The following is a 15,252-nucleotide window of genomic DNA, read 5'->3' on the forward strand; positions in this document are numbered from 1 at the left end:
AACATGGAAGGGGCCGAGGACGATTACCCTCTGGAACCGTGAAGGTTCTTGTGGTCGGGCCCGGAGCCCGTGAGCACGCCCTGGTCCGCTCCCTCGCCGCCGACCCGGGGGTGACGAAGCTGTACGCGGCACCGGGCAACCCGGGCATCGCCGGGCTGATCGGTGAGCGCAACTGCCTGCCGGTCGACACCCTCGACCCGCAGGCGGTCGCCGCCCTGGCCACCGACCTCGAGGCCGATCTGGTCGTGGTCGGGCCGGAGGCGCCACTGGTGGCCGGCGTGTCCGACGCGGTGCGGGCGGCCGGTGTCCCCTGCTTCGGCCCGTCGGCCGCCGCCGCCCAGCTGGAGGGCAGCAAGGCGTTCGCCAAGGACGTGATGGCGGCCGCCGGGGTGCCCACCGGCGCGTCGTACGCCTGCACCACCCTCGAAGAGGTGCAGAAGGCCCTGACCGAGTTCGGCGCGCCCTACGTGGTGAAGGACGACGGGCTGGCCGCGGGCAAGGGGGTCGTGGTCACCGAGAGCGTGGACGCAGCCCTGGCGCACGCCGCCGCCTGCCTGGACCGTGAGGGCGGCCGGGTGGTGATCGAGGAGTTCCTCGACGGCCCCGAGGTGTCGCTGTTCTGCATCACCGACGGCAAGACGGTGCTGCCGCTGGCCCCGGCGCAGGACTTCAAGCGCGCCCTGGACGGCGACCTGGGGCCGAACACCGGTGGCATGGGCGCCTACTCGCCCCTGCCCTGGGCCCCGGCCGACCTGGTGGACGACGTGGTCGAGAACGTCGCCCGGCCGACCATCGAGGAGATGGCCCGGCGCGGAGCCCCGTTCGTCGGCGTCCTGTACTGCGGGCTGGCCCTGACCAGCCGGGGCGTGAAGGTGATCGAGTTCAACGCCCGCTTCGGCGACCCCGAGACGCAGGTCGTGCTGGCCCGGCTGAGCACGCCGCTGGGCATGCTGCTGCGGGCCGCCGCGGTGCAGCACCTGGAGCACGTGCCCCCGCTGGAGTGGCTCGACCGGGCCGCCGTCACCGTGGTCCTGGCTTCCGAGAACTACCCGGACACGCCGGTCAAGGGTGACGTGATCACCGGGGTGAGCGACGCCGACGGCTGGCCGGACGCCTGGGTGCTGCACGCCGGCACCGCGATCGAAGAGGGTGACCTGGTCGCGGCCGGAGGCCGGGTGCTCTCGGTGGTGGCCACCGGTGAGGACCTGACGGCGGCACGCACCACCGTCTACGCCGCCCTGGAGCGGATCGGGTTGCGCGGCGGGCAGTTCCGTAAAGACATCGCCGAGGCTGCGGCCGCGGCCGAGCTCACCGAGCGTCTGGCCCACCCCGCGGTGCCCAGCGAGTCCTGAGCCCGGCGCCGAGCCGCAGCGGAGTCGTTCAGGCTCCGCTGCGGCTCGCGGCGGTCTCTTACCTACTGACCGATCGCGCCGTCGGCCTTCTTCTGCGCCGCGTCGACCTGCTTCTCGTACTTGTCGCCGCTGGCCTGGTCGGCCGCGTCGCCACCGCGCTCCACGGCCTGGTCGCTGGCCTTCTCCACCTGCTCGGGGTGGTCCTCGGCGTACTGCTGGCCCTTGTTCTTCAGCTCGTCGAACGCGCCCATGACGTACTCCTCCCGGATTTCGCGGATACAACGGGTACAGCGGATCTGCGCTGCCCAGTCGAGCCCAGCCCGGAGGAGTCCGCGAGTTGATCAACCCCCGTCGCCGTCCCGGAAAACCGGGTGCAGGCGGGCGCTTCGCCGCGTAGCGTCCCGATGTGACCGCCACCACGATCGAAGTCCGCCCGGTCGGCGCGGAAGAGCTCCCTATCTGGGCCGCCCTGAATCACCGGGGTTTCCTGTCCACCACCCGGCCTTCCGAGGCCCGGCTGAAGCACTACCAGCGACAGTCGGCCGAATACCGGTTCTGGCTGGCCTACAGCGGTTCCACGCCGTGCGGCGCCTACCGCTCGTGGGACCTGGAACTGCCGGTGCCGGGTGCGGCGGCGGTGCCGACCCGGGCCATCGGCTCGCTGAGTGTCCTGGCCACCCACCGCCGGCGCGGCGTGGCCAGCAGCTTCGTGCGGGGTGCGCTTTCGGGTGCGCGGGAACGCGGTGCAGCGCTGAGTCTGCTGATCCCCAGCGAGTCGGGGATCTACGGGCGTTTCGGGTTCGGCGCAGCCACCGAGACCACGCACCTGGCGGTGGACACGCGCCGGATCACGCTGCCCCCGGCCGAGGGTCTCGAGCTGGAACTCACCGATGATGCGGCGGTGCGCGCAGTCGCCCCCGCGCTGTACCGGGAAGTGGCCGCGGGTATGCCGGGGGCACTGCCTCGCACCGACCTGTGGTGGGACGACGTGTGCGGGCTGCACGCGGACGAGGACGATGACGACGACCGGCCGGCGGTGATCGCCCGCGACCAGAGCGGTGCGGTGGTCGGCACGGCCAGCTACCGGATCAAGGGCGACTGGAGCCTGGACCATCAGGCAGACATCGAGCTGCAGGATCTGACTGCCGCGAATCCCGCTGCCTACACTGCTCTTTGGCGGTTCCTGGCCGACCTCGACCTGACCGACCGGGTGCTCGCCGAGGACCGGCCGGTGCACGAACCCCTGGCCTGGATGCTGCCCGACCGACGGGCGATCACCGAGTCGCACCGCACCGACTTCCAGTGGGTCCGGGTGCTCGACGTGGTCGCCGCCCTGAGCGCCCGGGCGGCGCAGGGGCCGGGTCGGGTGGTGGTCGAGGTGGCCGATGCCGACGGGTACGCGAACGGCCGGTGGCTTGTGGACGCCGACGAGGACGGCCGCACGCAGGTCACCGCAACCGAGGTGGAGGCTGAGGTGACCCTTCCGGTACAGACCCTGGGATCGCTCTACCTGGGCCAGAACTCGCTGGTCCGGCTGCACGGGGCGGGCCGGGCCGACGAGCACCGGGCCGGGGCGGTGCGCAGGCTGGACCGGATGCTGGCCTGGGCGCCGGAGGCGGCGGTGGGGCACACCTGGTTCTGAGCAGCTGTCTCATGGTCGAGTCGCGGCTGCCTGGTCCTGCAGGGCCTGGAGCTGGGCCGGGGTGTCACAGTCCTCGGAGGCACCGCGATCGGGCACCTCGACGACGGTGAGCGAACGCACGAGGGCGCGCATGGGTTTCCCGGCCAGCGGGCTCAGTTCGCGCAGCGCGGTGATCAGCGGCGTGGTGCGGTAGACGGCGGCCAGGGGCTGCATCCGACCTTCGGCATCGACGAACAGGGCAGCCTCGGCGTCAGTGGTGGCGACCAGGGTCTCCAGCAGTAGCTGCACATCCGGCTCCCGCAGCCGGGCCAGATCGGTGGCGAAAACCCCGGTGAAGGGCGTCACCTCCGGATCCAGTAGCTCCACACCGGCCAGAAGGGCGGCCAGCGGCCCGGTTCCGGGCGGCTCCTCGCGCGTCCACTCGACTTCTCGCACAGAAGGACGTTTGTCACCGACGACCACGGTGAGCACAGCCGATTCGGTGGCCCGGAGAACGTTGTCGAGCAGGGTCACGCCGCCGATCTCCAGCGCCCCCTTGTCCACCCCACCCAGGCGTTCCCCGGTGCCGCCCGCCAGCACCACAGCAGCCAGATGCGTCATGACGTGGGCACCTTCGGTCCGGCCCCGGCCTGACCGGCCGAGGGCAACATCGTGGCCAGCGGGTCACCGAATTCCTGCACGCGCTCCAGCACCTCACCGAAGTCCAGTTGTCTCAGCGCCCCCGGCGATTCCAGCTCGTCCCAGGTACGGGGCGCCGCCGCCGTCGGCCGCTCCCGGCCGCGCGGGGAGAACGGGCAGATCGTGGTCTTGGCCGAGTTGTTCTGGCTCCAGTCCAGCAGCACCCGGTTCTTGCGCAGGCTCTTGGTCATCCGTGAGACCACCAGGCGGGGCAACTTCTTCTCCAGTTCCTCGGCCAGACGGTGGGCGTACTCCCGGACCGTCGTCGCATCCTGCTTGCCCGACACCGCTGCGTACAACTGCATACCCTTGCCCCCGGAGGTGACCGGATGCGGCTCCAGGCCGTCCTCGCGCAGCCTCTCCTGCACTGCGAAGGCGACCTCGCAGCATTCCGGCAGACCGGCCGGGGCCCCTGGGTCGAGGTCGATCACCAGCAGGTGCGGATCCTTGGCACCGCCGCGCGGGCCGACCCGCCACTGCGGTACGTGCAGCTCCAGGGCGGCCAGGTTGGCCGCCCACATCAGCCCGGCCAGGTCGTCGATCAGCGGATAGGTGACCATCTCGCGGTCCTTCGTGCTGCCCGGGGCCGGCAGGGTCACCTCGCGCAGCCACTTCGGCGCGCCCCGGGGCACGTTCTTCTCGAAGAAGCTGGGGCCCGCCTCCACCCCGTCGGGCCAGCGCTTACGCGTGGCCGGACGATCGCGCAGATGCGGCAGCAGCACCTCGGCCACGCCGGTCAGGTAGTGCAGCAGCTCGCCCTTGGTGGTGCCGGTGGACGGGTAGAGCACCTTGTCGAGGTTGCGCAGCCGTAGCGTGCGCCCGGCCACCTCGACCAGTTGTTCCTCTCCAGGCAACGGGCCCCCCTCAATCCACGCTCACTCGTACCGGACGTCCTCTGGTTCCAGGTCGCTGCGGATACCCCGGAAGACCGGCTGCCGCAGCCTTCCGCCCTCGGTCCGCCCGAGGTGCCGTACGTCCACCACGACCCGCGGCCGCACCCAGGTCGCCCCCTTGGCATCCGGCCGCGGCACCGTGTCGTCGAACGGTGACTTCTCCAGTTCTAGCGGTGCCAGCAATCGGCGCAGCTCGGCCTGCGGCCCGGCGGCGGTCAGGCCGCTGCCCATCCGCCCGACGAAGCGCAGTACCCCCGGCGCCGCCCACACCCCGATCAGCAGTGCCCCGATCTGCGCGCGGTCGTTCACCTCCGGCCGCCAGCCCCCGATCAGCACCGACTGCACCCGCCGGTGGGCCAGCTTGCGCCAGTCGCTGCTGCGCGCCCCGGCCCGGTAGACCGAGCTGCGCCGCTTGGCCACCACCCCCTCGAGCCCCTGCTCCCGGGTGGCCTCCAGCAGGATCTCGACGTCCTCGTAGACCGGCGACAGCTGCCAGTGCTCCCCCGAGGCGGGCAGGCGTTCCAGCGACTCCCGCCGTTCCTGCCAGGAGCGCCCGGTCAGGTCCACGCCGTACATCCGCAGCGCGTCGAAGGCGATCAGGGTGGCCGGGTTGCGCGCCGCCAGCGCGGCGGCCTTGCGCGGGTCGCTCAGGTGGATCCGGTCGGCCAGGGCGGTGAACGAGGGCAGTCCCTGCTGCAGGATCACGATCTCGCCGTCGAGCAGTACGTCCGGATGGGCCCGGCCGATCGCCGTCAGCTCGGGGAACGCCGCGGTGATCTCTCGTTCCGACCGGCTCCACAACCGCACCGAGCCGTCGTGGATGTCGGCCAGCACCCGCCAGCCGTCCCACTTGACCTCGTAGGCCCAGCGCACGCGGTCCGCCGGGAGCCCGCGGTCGGGATCCGCCGCGGTGGCCAGCATCGGACGCATGTCGCCATCAGAGCACACCGCAGCCGCGGATCACTGGGGCTGGCCGACTCGATCGCCACCTCAATCGCCGACTCACCCGAACCGATGACTTTCCCCGTAGACGCAGGTCAGTACGAATGGACACGCACCTGCCCTGGCACCGTGGTGATCGAGCGGTCATGCTGGGTGACAGGTCTGCGCGTGTCCGCCTTGACACCGGATGTCGGTTCGGTCCCGTGCCGCCAGGGTCGACGTGAGTGCGACAGCGAGGGAGATCCACGATGCGAGCGATCTGGAAGGGCGCGGTCTCGTTCGGCCTCGTCAACGTGCCGGTCCGGCTGTTCTCGGCGACCCAGGAACACGACATCCGCTTCCACCAGGTGCACCGCGAGGACGGCGGGCGGATCCGGATGCGCCGGGTCTGCAGCGTCTGCGGCGAGGAGGTGGCGTGGGACCAACTGGCCAAGGGCTACGAGGCCGAGGACGGCCGGCTCGTGGTGATGACCGACGAGGACTTCGAGGCCCTGCCGCTGTCCACCAACCGCGAGATCGACGTGATCGAGTTCGTCCCCACCGGGCAGGTCGACCCGGTGCTCTTCGGCAAGTCCTACTACCTGGAGCCGGACTCCCGGGCGGCCAAGCCCTACGCCCTGCTGCGCGAGGCGCTCGAGGCCACCGATCGGATGGCCGTGGTGAAGGTCGCTCTGCGTCAGCGTGAGTCACTGGCCGTGCTGCGGGTGCGCGAACAGGTCATCATGATGCAGACGTTGCTGTGGCCGGACGAGATCCGCGCGGCCGACTTCCCGATCCTCGAGGAAGACGTCGAACTGCGCCCGCAGGAGCTGCGGATGGCCGCCTCCCTGGTCGACTCGATGGCCGCCGACTTCGAGCCCGAGGAGTTCGAGGACGACTACCAGCAGGCCCTGGTGAAGCTGGTCGAGGCGAAGCTCGAGGGGGCCGAGCCGGCCCCGGTGGAGGCCTCCGACGAGGCCGCCACCGAGGTGGTCGACCTGCTCTCGGCGCTGCAGGCCAGCGTCGACCGGGCCAAGGCGGCCCGGGGCGAGAGCACCGGCGAAAAGGACGAGAAGCCGGCCCGCAAGAGCGCGAGCAAGGCCCCGGCCAAGAAGGCCACGGCCGCCAAGAAGAGCAGCACGGCCAAGAAGGCACCGGCCAAGAAGACCGCCACCAAGACGGCGAGCAAGAGCGCCGCGAAGAAGGCCCCGGCCCGCAAGTCGGCCTAACGGCCTGACTTTCCGTGCTCGCCCGACCGCGTTCCGGCATCTGGCGGGCGGCTGGTTCTTGTGACACCCTCACGGCGCGCCGACGCCTGCTGGTCCATCCCCCGCGAGTTGTCCGGCCAAGATCCGGAACAGCTGTAGGCGAAGGCGGCAGGCGTGCTCAATCCCGTGCGACGAGCACTGCTGGTGCTGGCGATCTGCAGTTTCGGCCTCGGGACGGGTGAGTACGCCAGCCTCGGCCTGCTGCCGGACATCGCCCAGGACCTCGACATCACCGCCACCCAGGTGGGCAACCTGATCTCGGCCTACGCGCTGGGGGTGGTGATCGGGGCGCCGGTCCTGGCCGCCGTCTCGGTCCGGTTCCCCCGTAAGGGCCTGCTGATCAGCCTGGTGCTCGCGCTGGCGGTGGGAAACCTGCTCTCGGCCGCGATGCCGAGCTTCTGGGGCCTGCTGGCCATGCGCTTCCTGGCCGGCCTGCCGCACGGCGCGTTCTTCGGCCTGGCCTCGGTGCAGGCCGCCAACCTGGTGCCGCAGGCCCGGCGCAGCCAGGCCATGGCCGTGGTGTTCGCCGGGTTGACCATCTCGAACGTCGTCGGCGTGCCGCTGACCACCTACATCGGCCAGAACACCTCCTGGCGGCTGGTGTTCGTGCTGGTCGCCGTGGTCGAACTGGTCGGCGTGCTGGGGATGCTGGTGGCCGTGCCCCGCAGCGCCCGGGCCGACCGGGACGCGCCGGACGGCCCGAACCTGCGCACCGAACTGCGGGCGTTCAAGAACCTGCAGATCTGGCTGTCGCTCGGGGTGGCGATGATCGGCTGCGGCGCGATCTTCTCCACCTTCAGCTACATCGCGCCGATGATGACCGAGGTCGCGGGGTACGCCGAGGAGAGCATCACCCCGCTGCTGGTGCTGTTCGGGCTGGGCATGACCTTCGGCAACCTGGTCGGGGCGCGGCTGTCCGACCGGTTCGAGGTGACCCGGGTGATCTACGGCGTGATGGCGGCCCAGGTGGTCGTGGCCGGGATCTTCTTCTTCGCCTCGAGCAACCGGATCGCCTCGGCAGTAATGATCTTCGTCTTCCCGTTCTGCAACACGATGGCCTTCCCGGCCCTGCAGAACCGGATCATCACGATGGCCGGTGGCGCCCCGAACCTGGCCGCCGCGAGCATGCACGCGGCCTTCAACATCGCCAACTCCCTGGGCGCCTGGCTGGGCGGCCTGACCATCGCCGCGGGCTGGGGCTACAACGCGCCCAACCTGGTGGCCGTGGGGCTGGGCCTGGTGGCCGCGCTGATCGCGATGTACGCGGCGCAGATGCAGCACTCGCTGGTCCTCACCCTGCGCCCGAGCCTCGGTGACGTGCCCCCGGCCAGCAACAACCAGGCCCACGAGGCCCTGAGCGCCGACCCGGCCGCGACGGCTCCGCGCGGCCTGCGGATACCGGTGGTGGGCCTGAACACCAACCCGATCCCGATGGTCGGCCACTACACCAACACCGGCCAGATCCCCGTGATCAAACCCCAGCCCGTCTGGCCCACCGGCCCGCTGCCCGCAGCGCACGTCCGTCCCTTGGCCGCCGCGTCCGCCAGTTCCGCCGCCACTGCCTCCCAGCCCGTGGCGCCGAACCCCACCCCCGCCGACGACAAGCCCTCAAGCACATCAGCGCCGATCACATCCACGTCGGCCACCACAGGCCCCACTGCATCAGGCCCCACCACCTCGGGACCCGCCACCCCAAGGCCCGCCACATCCACGCCGTCCACCCCAGGCTCCACCACATCAGGCCCCACCACCTCCAGCCCCACCACCCCAGGCCCGGCCACCGCACCCACCCCCACCGTTCCCACTTCCGGGCCGCCCACCGCCCCCACGCCCGCAATACCGGCACCCGCCGCCAGCCCCACGCCTGCGCCGACCTCCGCGCCGGCACCGTCCACCCTGGCCGCGTCCACCTGGGAAGAGCAGATGAAAGACATCCTCGACCTGGCCGCCCCCAGGATCGAGGCAATGCTCAATGCCCCCGAACAGCCGCAGCCGGCCTCAGAAACACCCGCCGAAACCTCCAAGCCCGACGCAGCGGTTTCCTCTTGGCGAGCGGTCTCACCCCCCGCGACGGTCACCGTTCCGGCGGAACTGCTCAACGAGCCGCCCGAAGCAGTCCTCGACTCCGGCACGACCCCAGCCGTACCCAGGACACCGCCGAACTAGGGCCTGTCCTGTGGATCAGCGCCGTAGCGAGGAGGTGCCGGTAGGCGCCCCGCAGTAGGCGAGTGATCCGCAGGACAGGCCCTGACCCGAGCCCCGGCCCCGAATCCCCGGCCCCCACCGACCGCCCAGCCCAGCCTCAACGGGCGCGAGCGGTTGTACGCTGGGAGCAGCCAGTGGCGACCGCAGCCGTCCGTCCGTTCGGCGCTTGGGCTCAATGATGCCGCCCCGCAGCTTTTTCCCCTACCGTCCGCTTTTGCTTGCCTCTCAAGCAAACGACGCGCCCTGGCCGACCGCGAGACCTCAGCGGCTGCCGTCCCAGGGGCGGGGCCGCTCACTGATGTGCACGAAAGAGGCGGCAGGCCATGTTCACTCCCGTACGGCGAGCCCTTCTGGTGCTGGCCATCTGCAGCTTCGGCCTGGGTACAGGTGAGTTCGTCGCCCTCGGGCTGTTGCCGGACATCGCCGCCGATCTCGATGTGAGCGTGCCCCAGGCGGGCAACCTGATCTCGGCCTACGCCATCGGCGTGGTCATCGGGGCGCCCCTGCTCACCGCCGCCAGCGTCCGCTTCCCCCGCAAGGGTCTGCTGATCAGCCTGGTCGTCGCGCTGGCGCTGGGCAATCTGCTCTCGGCGGTCATGCCCGGCTTCTGGGGGCTGCTGATCATGCGGTTCCTGGCCGGTCTGCCGCACGGCGCGTTCTTCGGTGTGGCGGCGGTGCAGGCGGCCAACCTGGTGGCGCAGAACCGTCGCAGCCAGGCGATGGCCATGGTGTTCGCCGGGCTGACCATCTCCAACGTGGTGGGCGTGCCGATGGCCACCTACATCGGGCAGGGCACGTCCTGGCGGGTGGTGTTCGCCCTGGTGGCCCTGATCGAACTGGCGGGCGCCCTGGGCGTGCTGGCCGCGGTGCCGCGCAGCGAGCGGATCGATCCGAGCTCGCCCGAGGCCCCGCACCTGCGCAAGGAACTGGGCGCCTTCCGGAACCGGCAGGTCTGGCTGGCCCTGGCGGTGGCCACGATCGGCGGCGGGGCCACGTTCGCCACCTTCAGCTACATCGCGCCGATGATGACCGAGGTGGCCGGCTTCGCCGAGTCCAGCCTCTCGCGCCTGCTGGTGCTGTTCGGCCTGGGCATGACCGTGGGCAACCTGATCGGGGCCCGGTTGTCCGACCGCTTCGACAGCAACCCGGTGATCTACGCCGCGATGGGGGCGAACGTGCTGGTGGCCGCCACCTTCTACTTCGCCTCGAGCAACCAGGTGGCCTCGGCCGTCCTGATCTTCCTCTTCCCGTTCTGCAACACCATGGCCTTCCCGGCCCTGCAGAACCGGATCATCACGCTGGCCGGCGGGGCGCCCAACCTGGCCGCGGCCAGCATGCACGCGGCCTTCAACATCGCCAACTCCCTGGGCGCCTGGCTGGGTGGTCTGACCATCGCCGCGGGCTGGGGCTACAACTCCCCCAACCTGGTGGCCGTCGTCCTCGGATTCCTCGGCACCCTGATCGCGGTGTATTCGGGACGGACCCTGGCGCCCACCACCCCCGCGCCCAGCGCACAGAGACAACACAGCCCCGCCGCCCTGACCGACCACTGATCAACCCGACTGAAGACGTCCGTGGTCACCACGGACGTCTTCAATCGGGTTCTGCGCTGGTCGGCGAACCCGGCGCGCTTGTTGAGTTTTCACGCACGGAGGACGATTCGCCCGATTGGTGATGAATGCCGTGCTGCACTCACGCTGCATTCACCGGAGAATGACCGGATGTGGCCAACAAGGCGTGCAACGGCTCCGGAATCAAGCCGTGGATGCGCCCCTGGACGGGCAGAATTACCCGTACGGCCGAACGGGTGACCGGGTTAACTAGTCGTGATCGAGCAAGCGACTTCCGTAGCTTGCCTCTCCCTTGAGGCCTGGACAAGTTCAACTCTGAGTGCACTACCCTGTTCCGATGGTGACATTGGTATCGTTCCGTGACGAACGATCCGCGCACCGCAACGATCAGGTCCGGACTTCGTCACGGGGGGATGTGAGCACGATTCGCGGCAGCCAGCGCTCCGACCTGTTCGACCGCAACGGGCAGGCCGAGCCGGCAGAGAAGGCGGAGAAGACAGCGCGCCGCCCCGACGTGGTGGACCTGCGGGTGCCCGCCGATCCGGCCTACCTGGCCGTCGTGCGCACGGCCGCAGCCGGCCTCGGCACCCGCCTGGACCTGACCCTCGACGAGATCGAAGATCTGCGGATCGCCGTGGACGAGGCCTGTTCCCTGCTGCTCGCCGGGCGGGCCCACCCGGGCCGCACCCTGGAGGCGGCCTTCGAGGTCGGGCTGGTCGGCAGCCAGCATCTGTCGGTCACCATCTCCGGGCCGGTGGCCCACCTGCCCCGCGAGGCGAGCTTCTCGTGGTCGGTGCTGCGCGCCCTGGCCGGAGACGTGCTCACCGGAGGCGGGGCCGAGGGGGCCTGGATCAAACTGAGCGTACCGGGGCGGGCGGAGAGGTGAGTCTGCAGCCGGACGCCGACGCCCGCCTGCACGTAATGCCGCGCAGTCAGCCGGGAATCGTCCACCGGGTGGGGCCGGAGCAGCCGGGCGAGCGCGAGGTGCTGGACCTGGACGACCCGGATCTCGCCGCCCCGGGCGAAGAAGAAGACGAGGAAGAGGTACCGGTAGATCCAGACACCGCCGTACCCCTGGCCGATCCCGACCTGTTCCGGCTGGCCGCGATGCCCCCGGCGCACCCGCAGTACCAGCAGTTGCGCCGTGCGGTCATCGAGGCCCATCTTCCCCTCGTGCACCACCTCGCCCAACGCTTCAAAGGCCGCGGCGAACCCTACGACGACCTCGTCCAGGTCGGAACCATCGGCCTCCTGCACGCCGTCGACCGCTTCGACCCCCAACGCGGAGCCTTCGCCGCCTTCGCCGTCCCCACCATCGTCGGAGAGATCCGCCGCCACTTCCGCGACCGCGGCTGGGCCATGCGCATCCCCCGCCGCATCCAGGACCTCGGCCGCCGCGTCTCCGAAGCCCGCGAAACCCTCACCCACACCCTCGACCGCTCCCCCACCGTCCGTGAGATCGCCGAACACCTCGACGTGGACGCGGATCTCGTGCTCGAGGCGCTGGAGACGGCGAGCGCATACATCACCGTGCCGCTGCAGACCACGGCCGACGACTCCGACCGGATGGGCAAGTCGTTCGAGGACGCCGGGCTGGAACTGGTCGAGCAGCGCGAGACCCTGCGCCCTCTGCTGGCCCGGTTGCCGGTGCGCGAACGCCGCATCCTGGAGCTACGTTTCGGCAAGGGTCTGTCCCAGTCGCAGATCGCCGCCGAGGTGGGGGTCTCGCAGATGCACGTCTCCCGGCTGCTCACCAAGAGCCTGAACATCCTGCGCAGCGGACTCACTCAGGAACTCTGAGACGCGATCTTGTGGGAGCCTGACCCCCATGCAGACGTCAGACCCGACCGGCCGCATCACCCGTGACCAGAACGGCGCTCGCCTGGTGTTCACCCGGGCCTACAGCGTTCCGGTGCAGCAGTTGTGGGCCGCCCTGACCGAGCCGGAGCAGACGGCCCGCTGGATCGGCCGCTGGGAGGGCGATCCCACCTCGGGCACGGTCTCGCTGCACATGTCGGCCGAGGAGGGCACCCCGGCCAGCCCGGTGCGCATCGACAGCTGCGCCGCGCCCTACGTGCTGGCCGTGACCACTCCGGCCGAGGGTGAACCGTGGACGCTGCGCCTGGTGCTGAGCAGCACCGCCTCGGGCAGCAGCCTGACCTTCACCCACGAGCAGGCCGGCTCCCCCGACCTGGGCAGCATCGGCCCGGGCTGGGAGTTCTACCTCGACCGCCTCGCCGCCGTGCTGGACGGCGGCGAGGTTCCGGAAGACTTCGAGAAGTACTATCCGGTGCGGGCTTCCGCCTACGCCTGAGACTTTCTCACTCCGGCAGCAGCGAGTGGCGCACCACGGTCTGCTCACGGCTCGGGCCGACCCCGACCGCGGAGATCCGCTGACCCGAGATCTCTTCCAGGGCGAGCACGTACGCCTGGGCGTTCTTCGGCAGGTCCTCGAACGTGCGGGCCGCGGAGATGTCCTCGGTCCAGCCCTCGAAGTGCTCGTAGACCGGCTTGGCGTGGTGGAAACCGGTCTGCGTCATCGGCATCTCGTCGTGCCGCACCCCGTCCACGTCGTAGGCCACGCAGACCGGGATGCGCTCGATGCCGGTGAGCACGTCGAGCTTGGTGAGCACGAAGTCGGTGACGCCGTTGACCCGGGCCGCGTAGCGCGAGATCGGCGCGTCGTACCAGCCGCAGCGCCGCGGGCGGCCGGTGGTGGTACCGAACTCACCGCCGACGTTGCGCAGCCGGTCACCCCACTCGTCGTGCAGCTCGGTCGGGAACGGGCCCTCGCCGACCCGGGTGGCGTAGGCCTTGGCCACCGCGATCACCCGGTCGATCCGGGTCGGCGGTACGCCGGAACCGGTGCAGGCGCCGCCGGCGGTGGCGTTCGACGAGGTGACGAACGGGTAGTTGCCGTGGTCGACGTCGAGCAGGGTGGCCTGGCCGCCCTCGAAGAGCACCATCTCGCCCCGGTCGAGCGCGTCGACCAGCGTCTTGCCGGTGTCGGTGACCATCGGGCGCAGGCGCTCGGCGTAGGCGATCAGCTCGTCGAAGACCTCGTCGACCTGGATGGCCCGCCGGTTGAAGGCCTTGACCAGCAGGTGGTTCTTGGACTCGAGGGCGCCCTCGATCTTCTGCCGGAGGATCTTCTCGTCGAACAGGTCCTGCACCCGGATGCCGACCCGGCTCATCTTGTCGGCGTAGGTCGGGCCGATGCCGCGGCCGGTGGTGCCGATCTTGCGCTTGCCCAGGAACCGCTCGACCGTCTTGTCCAGGGTGCGGTTGTACGACGGGATCAGGTGGGCGTTGGCCGAGATCAGCAGCTTGGAGCAGTCGATGCCGCGGGCGGTCAGGCCCTCGATCTCCTGGAACAGCACGGCCAGGTCGATGACCACGCCGTTGCCGATCACCGGGATGCAGTCCGGCGTCAGGATGCCCGAGGGCAGCAGGTGCAGCGCGTACTTCTCACCGTCGACGACCACGGTGTGGCCGGCGTTGTTGCCGCCGTTGAACTTGACCACGTAGTCGGCTTCGGCGCCGAGGGCATCGGTGGCCTTGCCCTTACCCTCGTCGCCCCACTGGGCGCCGACCAGAACGATCGCGGGCATCTACCGGGCTCCTTAGCTCACCCCTGGGTGTGGGGTCCGGTGATTGATGCTACCGCGACGACAGTGCATCGCCCGGACGCCCCCCGGGCCTGTCGATCACTGGTCCAGATGCTTCAGCAGCGTCTCGGCCAGCCCGTTGCCGGACATCCAGGCCTGTTCCACCCGGGAGCGCGGGCCCCAGGCGTCCGAGCAGACACCGATCAGGCCGGGCTCTTCACCCGTCCCCAGCAACCGGAACGGCTCCAGATGGGTGCGCGCCGGCGCGGCGAACGACCAGCGGTGGATGCGGGCCCACTCGGCCCGCGGCGTGGGCTCGACGCCCAGCACCCGGCCCAGTTCGGCCAGCATCGGCTCGATGCCGGAGCTCGGGTTCTTCAGCCGGGTGCGGGCGAACTCGCTGGTGCTGTGGGCGACCAGCAGGGGCACCCCGTCGGCGTGGCTGCGGCCGCTGTCGGCGATCCAGGTGAGCACGTCGGAGTGGTTCACGAAGACCCCGTCGAACTCCGGCCACCAGCGCTGCGCCCAGGGCGCCCAGAGCGCGAGCACCGGCTGCTGACCGGAGTTCTGCACCCCGAGCCGGGCGGCGACCGGCGCCGGCACCAGGCGCTCGGCCTGCGGGTCGGGCATGGCCAGCACGACCGCGGCCACCGGTTCCCCGTCGACCGTGGGGCGCCCGTTCTCCAGGCCCACCGACTCGACCAGGTGCGCCGTCTCCACCCGCAGCCCCTGGGCCAGGTTCTCGACCAGACCGCGCAGGCCCCCGGCACCGGGCACGGTCGACCAGCGCTGCAGGCCGTTCTCCTGCCGGCGCAGGCCCTGCTCGTCCAGCACCGAGAACCGGTCGGTCCAGGGCTGGGCCAGGCCGGCCCGCTGCCAGGTGGCCACCACGTGCGCGAAAAGGGCCTCCCGCACGGTGAAGTAGGGAGCGCCGATGTCGACCGCGTGGCCCACCGACAAGGACGAGACCGGCCCGACGTACTCGGTCTTCACCGCCATCCGGCCGCCGATCCGGCGACCGCGCTCGAAGACCCGGACCCTCACCCCTGCGTCGTGCAGGCGGCGGGCGCAGGCGATGCCCGCGATCCCGCCGCCCACCACGACGACGGTCTTG

Annotated in this window: 14 protein-coding genes; 8 read left to right on the top strand and 6 right to left on the bottom strand. The window is 70.7% G+C overall.

Features of this window, described 5'->3' with window-relative positions; translation table 11 throughout:
• Nucleotides 1–38: 38 nt before the first annotated feature.
• The gene (purD, locus tag QSK18_RS04090) at nt 39–1,352 is read left to right on the top strand and encodes a phosphoribosylamine--glycine ligase (protein ID WP_232808563.1); all 1,314 of its coding nucleotides are present in this window, start codon (nt 39–41) and stop codon (nt 1,350–1,352) included.
• A 62-nt stretch (nt 1,353–1,414) separates the two neighbouring features.
• Here the strand turns inward: purD and QSK18_RS04095 are convergent, their stop codons facing one another.
• Nucleotides 1,415–1,603 (bottom strand): Rv0909 family putative TA system antitoxin, encoded by a 189-nt coding sequence (locus QSK18_RS04095; RefSeq protein ID WP_232808564.1) that lies wholly within the window; start codon nt 1,601–1,603, stop codon nt 1,415–1,417.
• 155 nt (nt 1,604–1,758) lie between these two features.
• Between QSK18_RS04095 and QSK18_RS04100 the strand changes: the two genes are divergently transcribed.
• Nucleotides 1,759–2,994 carry a GNAT family N-acetyltransferase gene (locus QSK18_RS04100; RefSeq protein WP_285616594.1) on the top strand — a complete coding sequence of 412 codons (1,236 nt, stop codon included), beginning with the start codon at nt 1,759–1,761 and terminating at the stop codon, nt 2,992–2,994.
• A gap of 9 nt (nt 2,995–3,003) precedes the next feature.
• Here the strand turns inward: QSK18_RS04100 and mobA are convergent, their stop codons facing one another.
• Genes mobA through ligD (QSK18_RS04115) form a run of 3 tightly spaced genes read right to left on the bottom strand, consistent with a single transcriptional unit; the run spans nt 3,004 to nt 5,495 of the window.
• Nucleotides 3,004–3,594 carry a molybdenum cofactor guanylyltransferase gene (gene mobA / locus QSK18_RS04105; RefSeq protein ID WP_285616595.1) on the bottom strand — a complete coding sequence of 197 codons (591 nt, stop codon included), beginning with the start codon at nt 3,592–3,594 and terminating at the stop codon, nt 3,004–3,006.
• A complete protein-coding gene (gene ligD, locus QSK18_RS04110) occupies nt 3,591–4,526 on the bottom strand; it encodes a non-homologous end-joining DNA ligase (protein ID WP_232808567.1) in 936 nt (311 codons plus the stop codon). Before ligD (QSK18_RS04110) ends, mobA begins: the two co-directional genes overlap by 4 nt.
• Nucleotides 4,527–4,547: 21 nt before the next feature.
• Nucleotides 4,548–5,495: a non-homologous end-joining DNA ligase gene (gene ligD / locus QSK18_RS04115; protein WP_232808568.1), complete on the bottom strand. Its 948-nt coding sequence runs from the start codon at nt 5,493–5,495 to the stop codon at nt 4,548–4,550.
• Between the two features lie 260 nt (nt 5,496–5,755).
• Here ligD (QSK18_RS04115) and ku point away from each other — a divergent pair, with 260 nt between their 5' ends.
• From ku to QSK18_RS04145, 6 genes are all read left to right on the top strand, one after another.
• Nucleotides 5,756–6,715, top strand: coding sequence for a non-homologous end joining protein Ku (gene ku, locus QSK18_RS04120; protein ID WP_232808569.1), 960 nt, complete (start codon nt 5,756–5,758; stop codon nt 6,713–6,715).
• 153 nt (nt 6,716–6,868) lie between these two features.
• Nucleotides 6,869–8,920 carry an MFS transporter gene (locus QSK18_RS04125; RefSeq protein WP_285616596.1) on the top strand — a complete coding sequence of 684 codons (2,052 nt, stop codon included), beginning with the start codon at nt 6,869–6,871 and terminating at the stop codon, nt 8,918–8,920.
• 362 nt (nt 8,921–9,282) lie between these two features.
• Entirely contained in the window at nt 9,283–10,512 is a 1,230-nt protein-coding gene (locus QSK18_RS04130; protein ID WP_232808571.1) for an MFS transporter, read from the top strand.
• 433 nt (nt 10,513–10,945) lie between these two features.
• Entirely contained in the window at nt 10,946–11,416 is a 471-nt protein-coding gene (locus QSK18_RS04135; RefSeq protein WP_285616597.1) for an ATP-binding protein, read from the top strand.
• Entirely contained in the window at nt 11,413–12,330 is a 918-nt protein-coding gene (locus tag QSK18_RS04140) for a SigB/SigF/SigG family RNA polymerase sigma factor (RefSeq protein WP_232808573.1), read from the top strand. The genes QSK18_RS04135 and QSK18_RS04140 overlap by 4 nt, the downstream gene beginning before the upstream one ends.
• 28 nt (nt 12,331–12,358) lie before the next feature.
• Entirely contained in the window at nt 12,359–12,844 is a 486-nt protein-coding gene (locus QSK18_RS04145; RefSeq protein WP_285616598.1) for an SRPBCC family protein, read from the top strand.
• 7 nt (nt 12,845–12,851) lie between these two features.
• Here QSK18_RS04145 and QSK18_RS04150 read toward each other — a convergent pair whose 3' ends face one another.
• Together QSK18_RS04150 and QSK18_RS04155 are read right to left on the bottom strand one after the other, a co-directional pair.
• Nucleotides 12,852–14,141, bottom strand: coding sequence for an adenylosuccinate synthase (locus QSK18_RS04150; protein WP_232808575.1), 1,290 nt, complete (start codon nt 14,139–14,141; stop codon nt 12,852–12,854).
• Nucleotides 14,142–14,237: 96 nt separating this feature from the next.
• Nucleotides 14,238–15,236 carry an NAD(P)/FAD-dependent oxidoreductase gene (locus QSK18_RS04155; RefSeq protein ID WP_232808576.1) on the bottom strand — a complete coding sequence of 333 codons (999 nt, stop codon included), beginning with the start codon at nt 15,234–15,236 and terminating at the stop codon, nt 14,238–14,240.
• Nucleotides 15,237–15,252 lie beyond the last annotated feature (16 nt).

This window comes from Kineosporia sp. NBRC 101677 (assembly GCF_030269265.1).
Classification (GTDB): domain Bacteria; phylum Actinomycetota; class Actinomycetes; order Actinomycetales; family Kineosporiaceae; genus Kineosporia; species Kineosporia rhizophila.

What these genes read in the sequence shown, in the direction of transcription:
- QSK18_RS04095 (WP_232808564.1), bottom strand. Translation starts at nt 1,603, where the DNA reads ATGGGCGCGTTCGACGAGCTGAAGAACAAGGGCCAGCAGTACGCCGAG.
- mobA (WP_285616595.1), bottom strand. Translation starts at nt 3,594, where the DNA reads ATGACGCATCTGGCTGCTGTGGTGCTGGCGGGCGGCACCGGGGAACGC.
- ligD (WP_232808568.1), bottom strand. Translation starts at nt 5,495, where the DNA reads ATGCGTCCGATGCTGGCCACCGCGGCGGATCCCGACCGCGGGCTCCCG.
- ku (WP_232808569.1), top strand. Translation starts at nt 5,756, where the DNA reads ATGCGAGCGATCTGGAAGGGCGCGGTCTCGTTCGGCCTCGTCAACGTG.
- QSK18_RS04130 (WP_232808571.1), top strand. Translation starts at nt 9,283, where the DNA reads ATGTTCACTCCCGTACGGCGAGCCCTTCTGGTGCTGGCCATCTGCAGC.
- QSK18_RS04145 (WP_285616598.1), top strand. Translation starts at nt 12,359, where the DNA reads ATGCAGACGTCAGACCCGACCGGCCGCATCACCCGTGACCAGAACGGC.
- QSK18_RS04150 (WP_232808575.1), bottom strand. Translation starts at nt 14,141, where the DNA reads ATGCCCGCGATCGTTCTGGTCGGCGCCCAGTGGGGCGACGAGGGTAAG.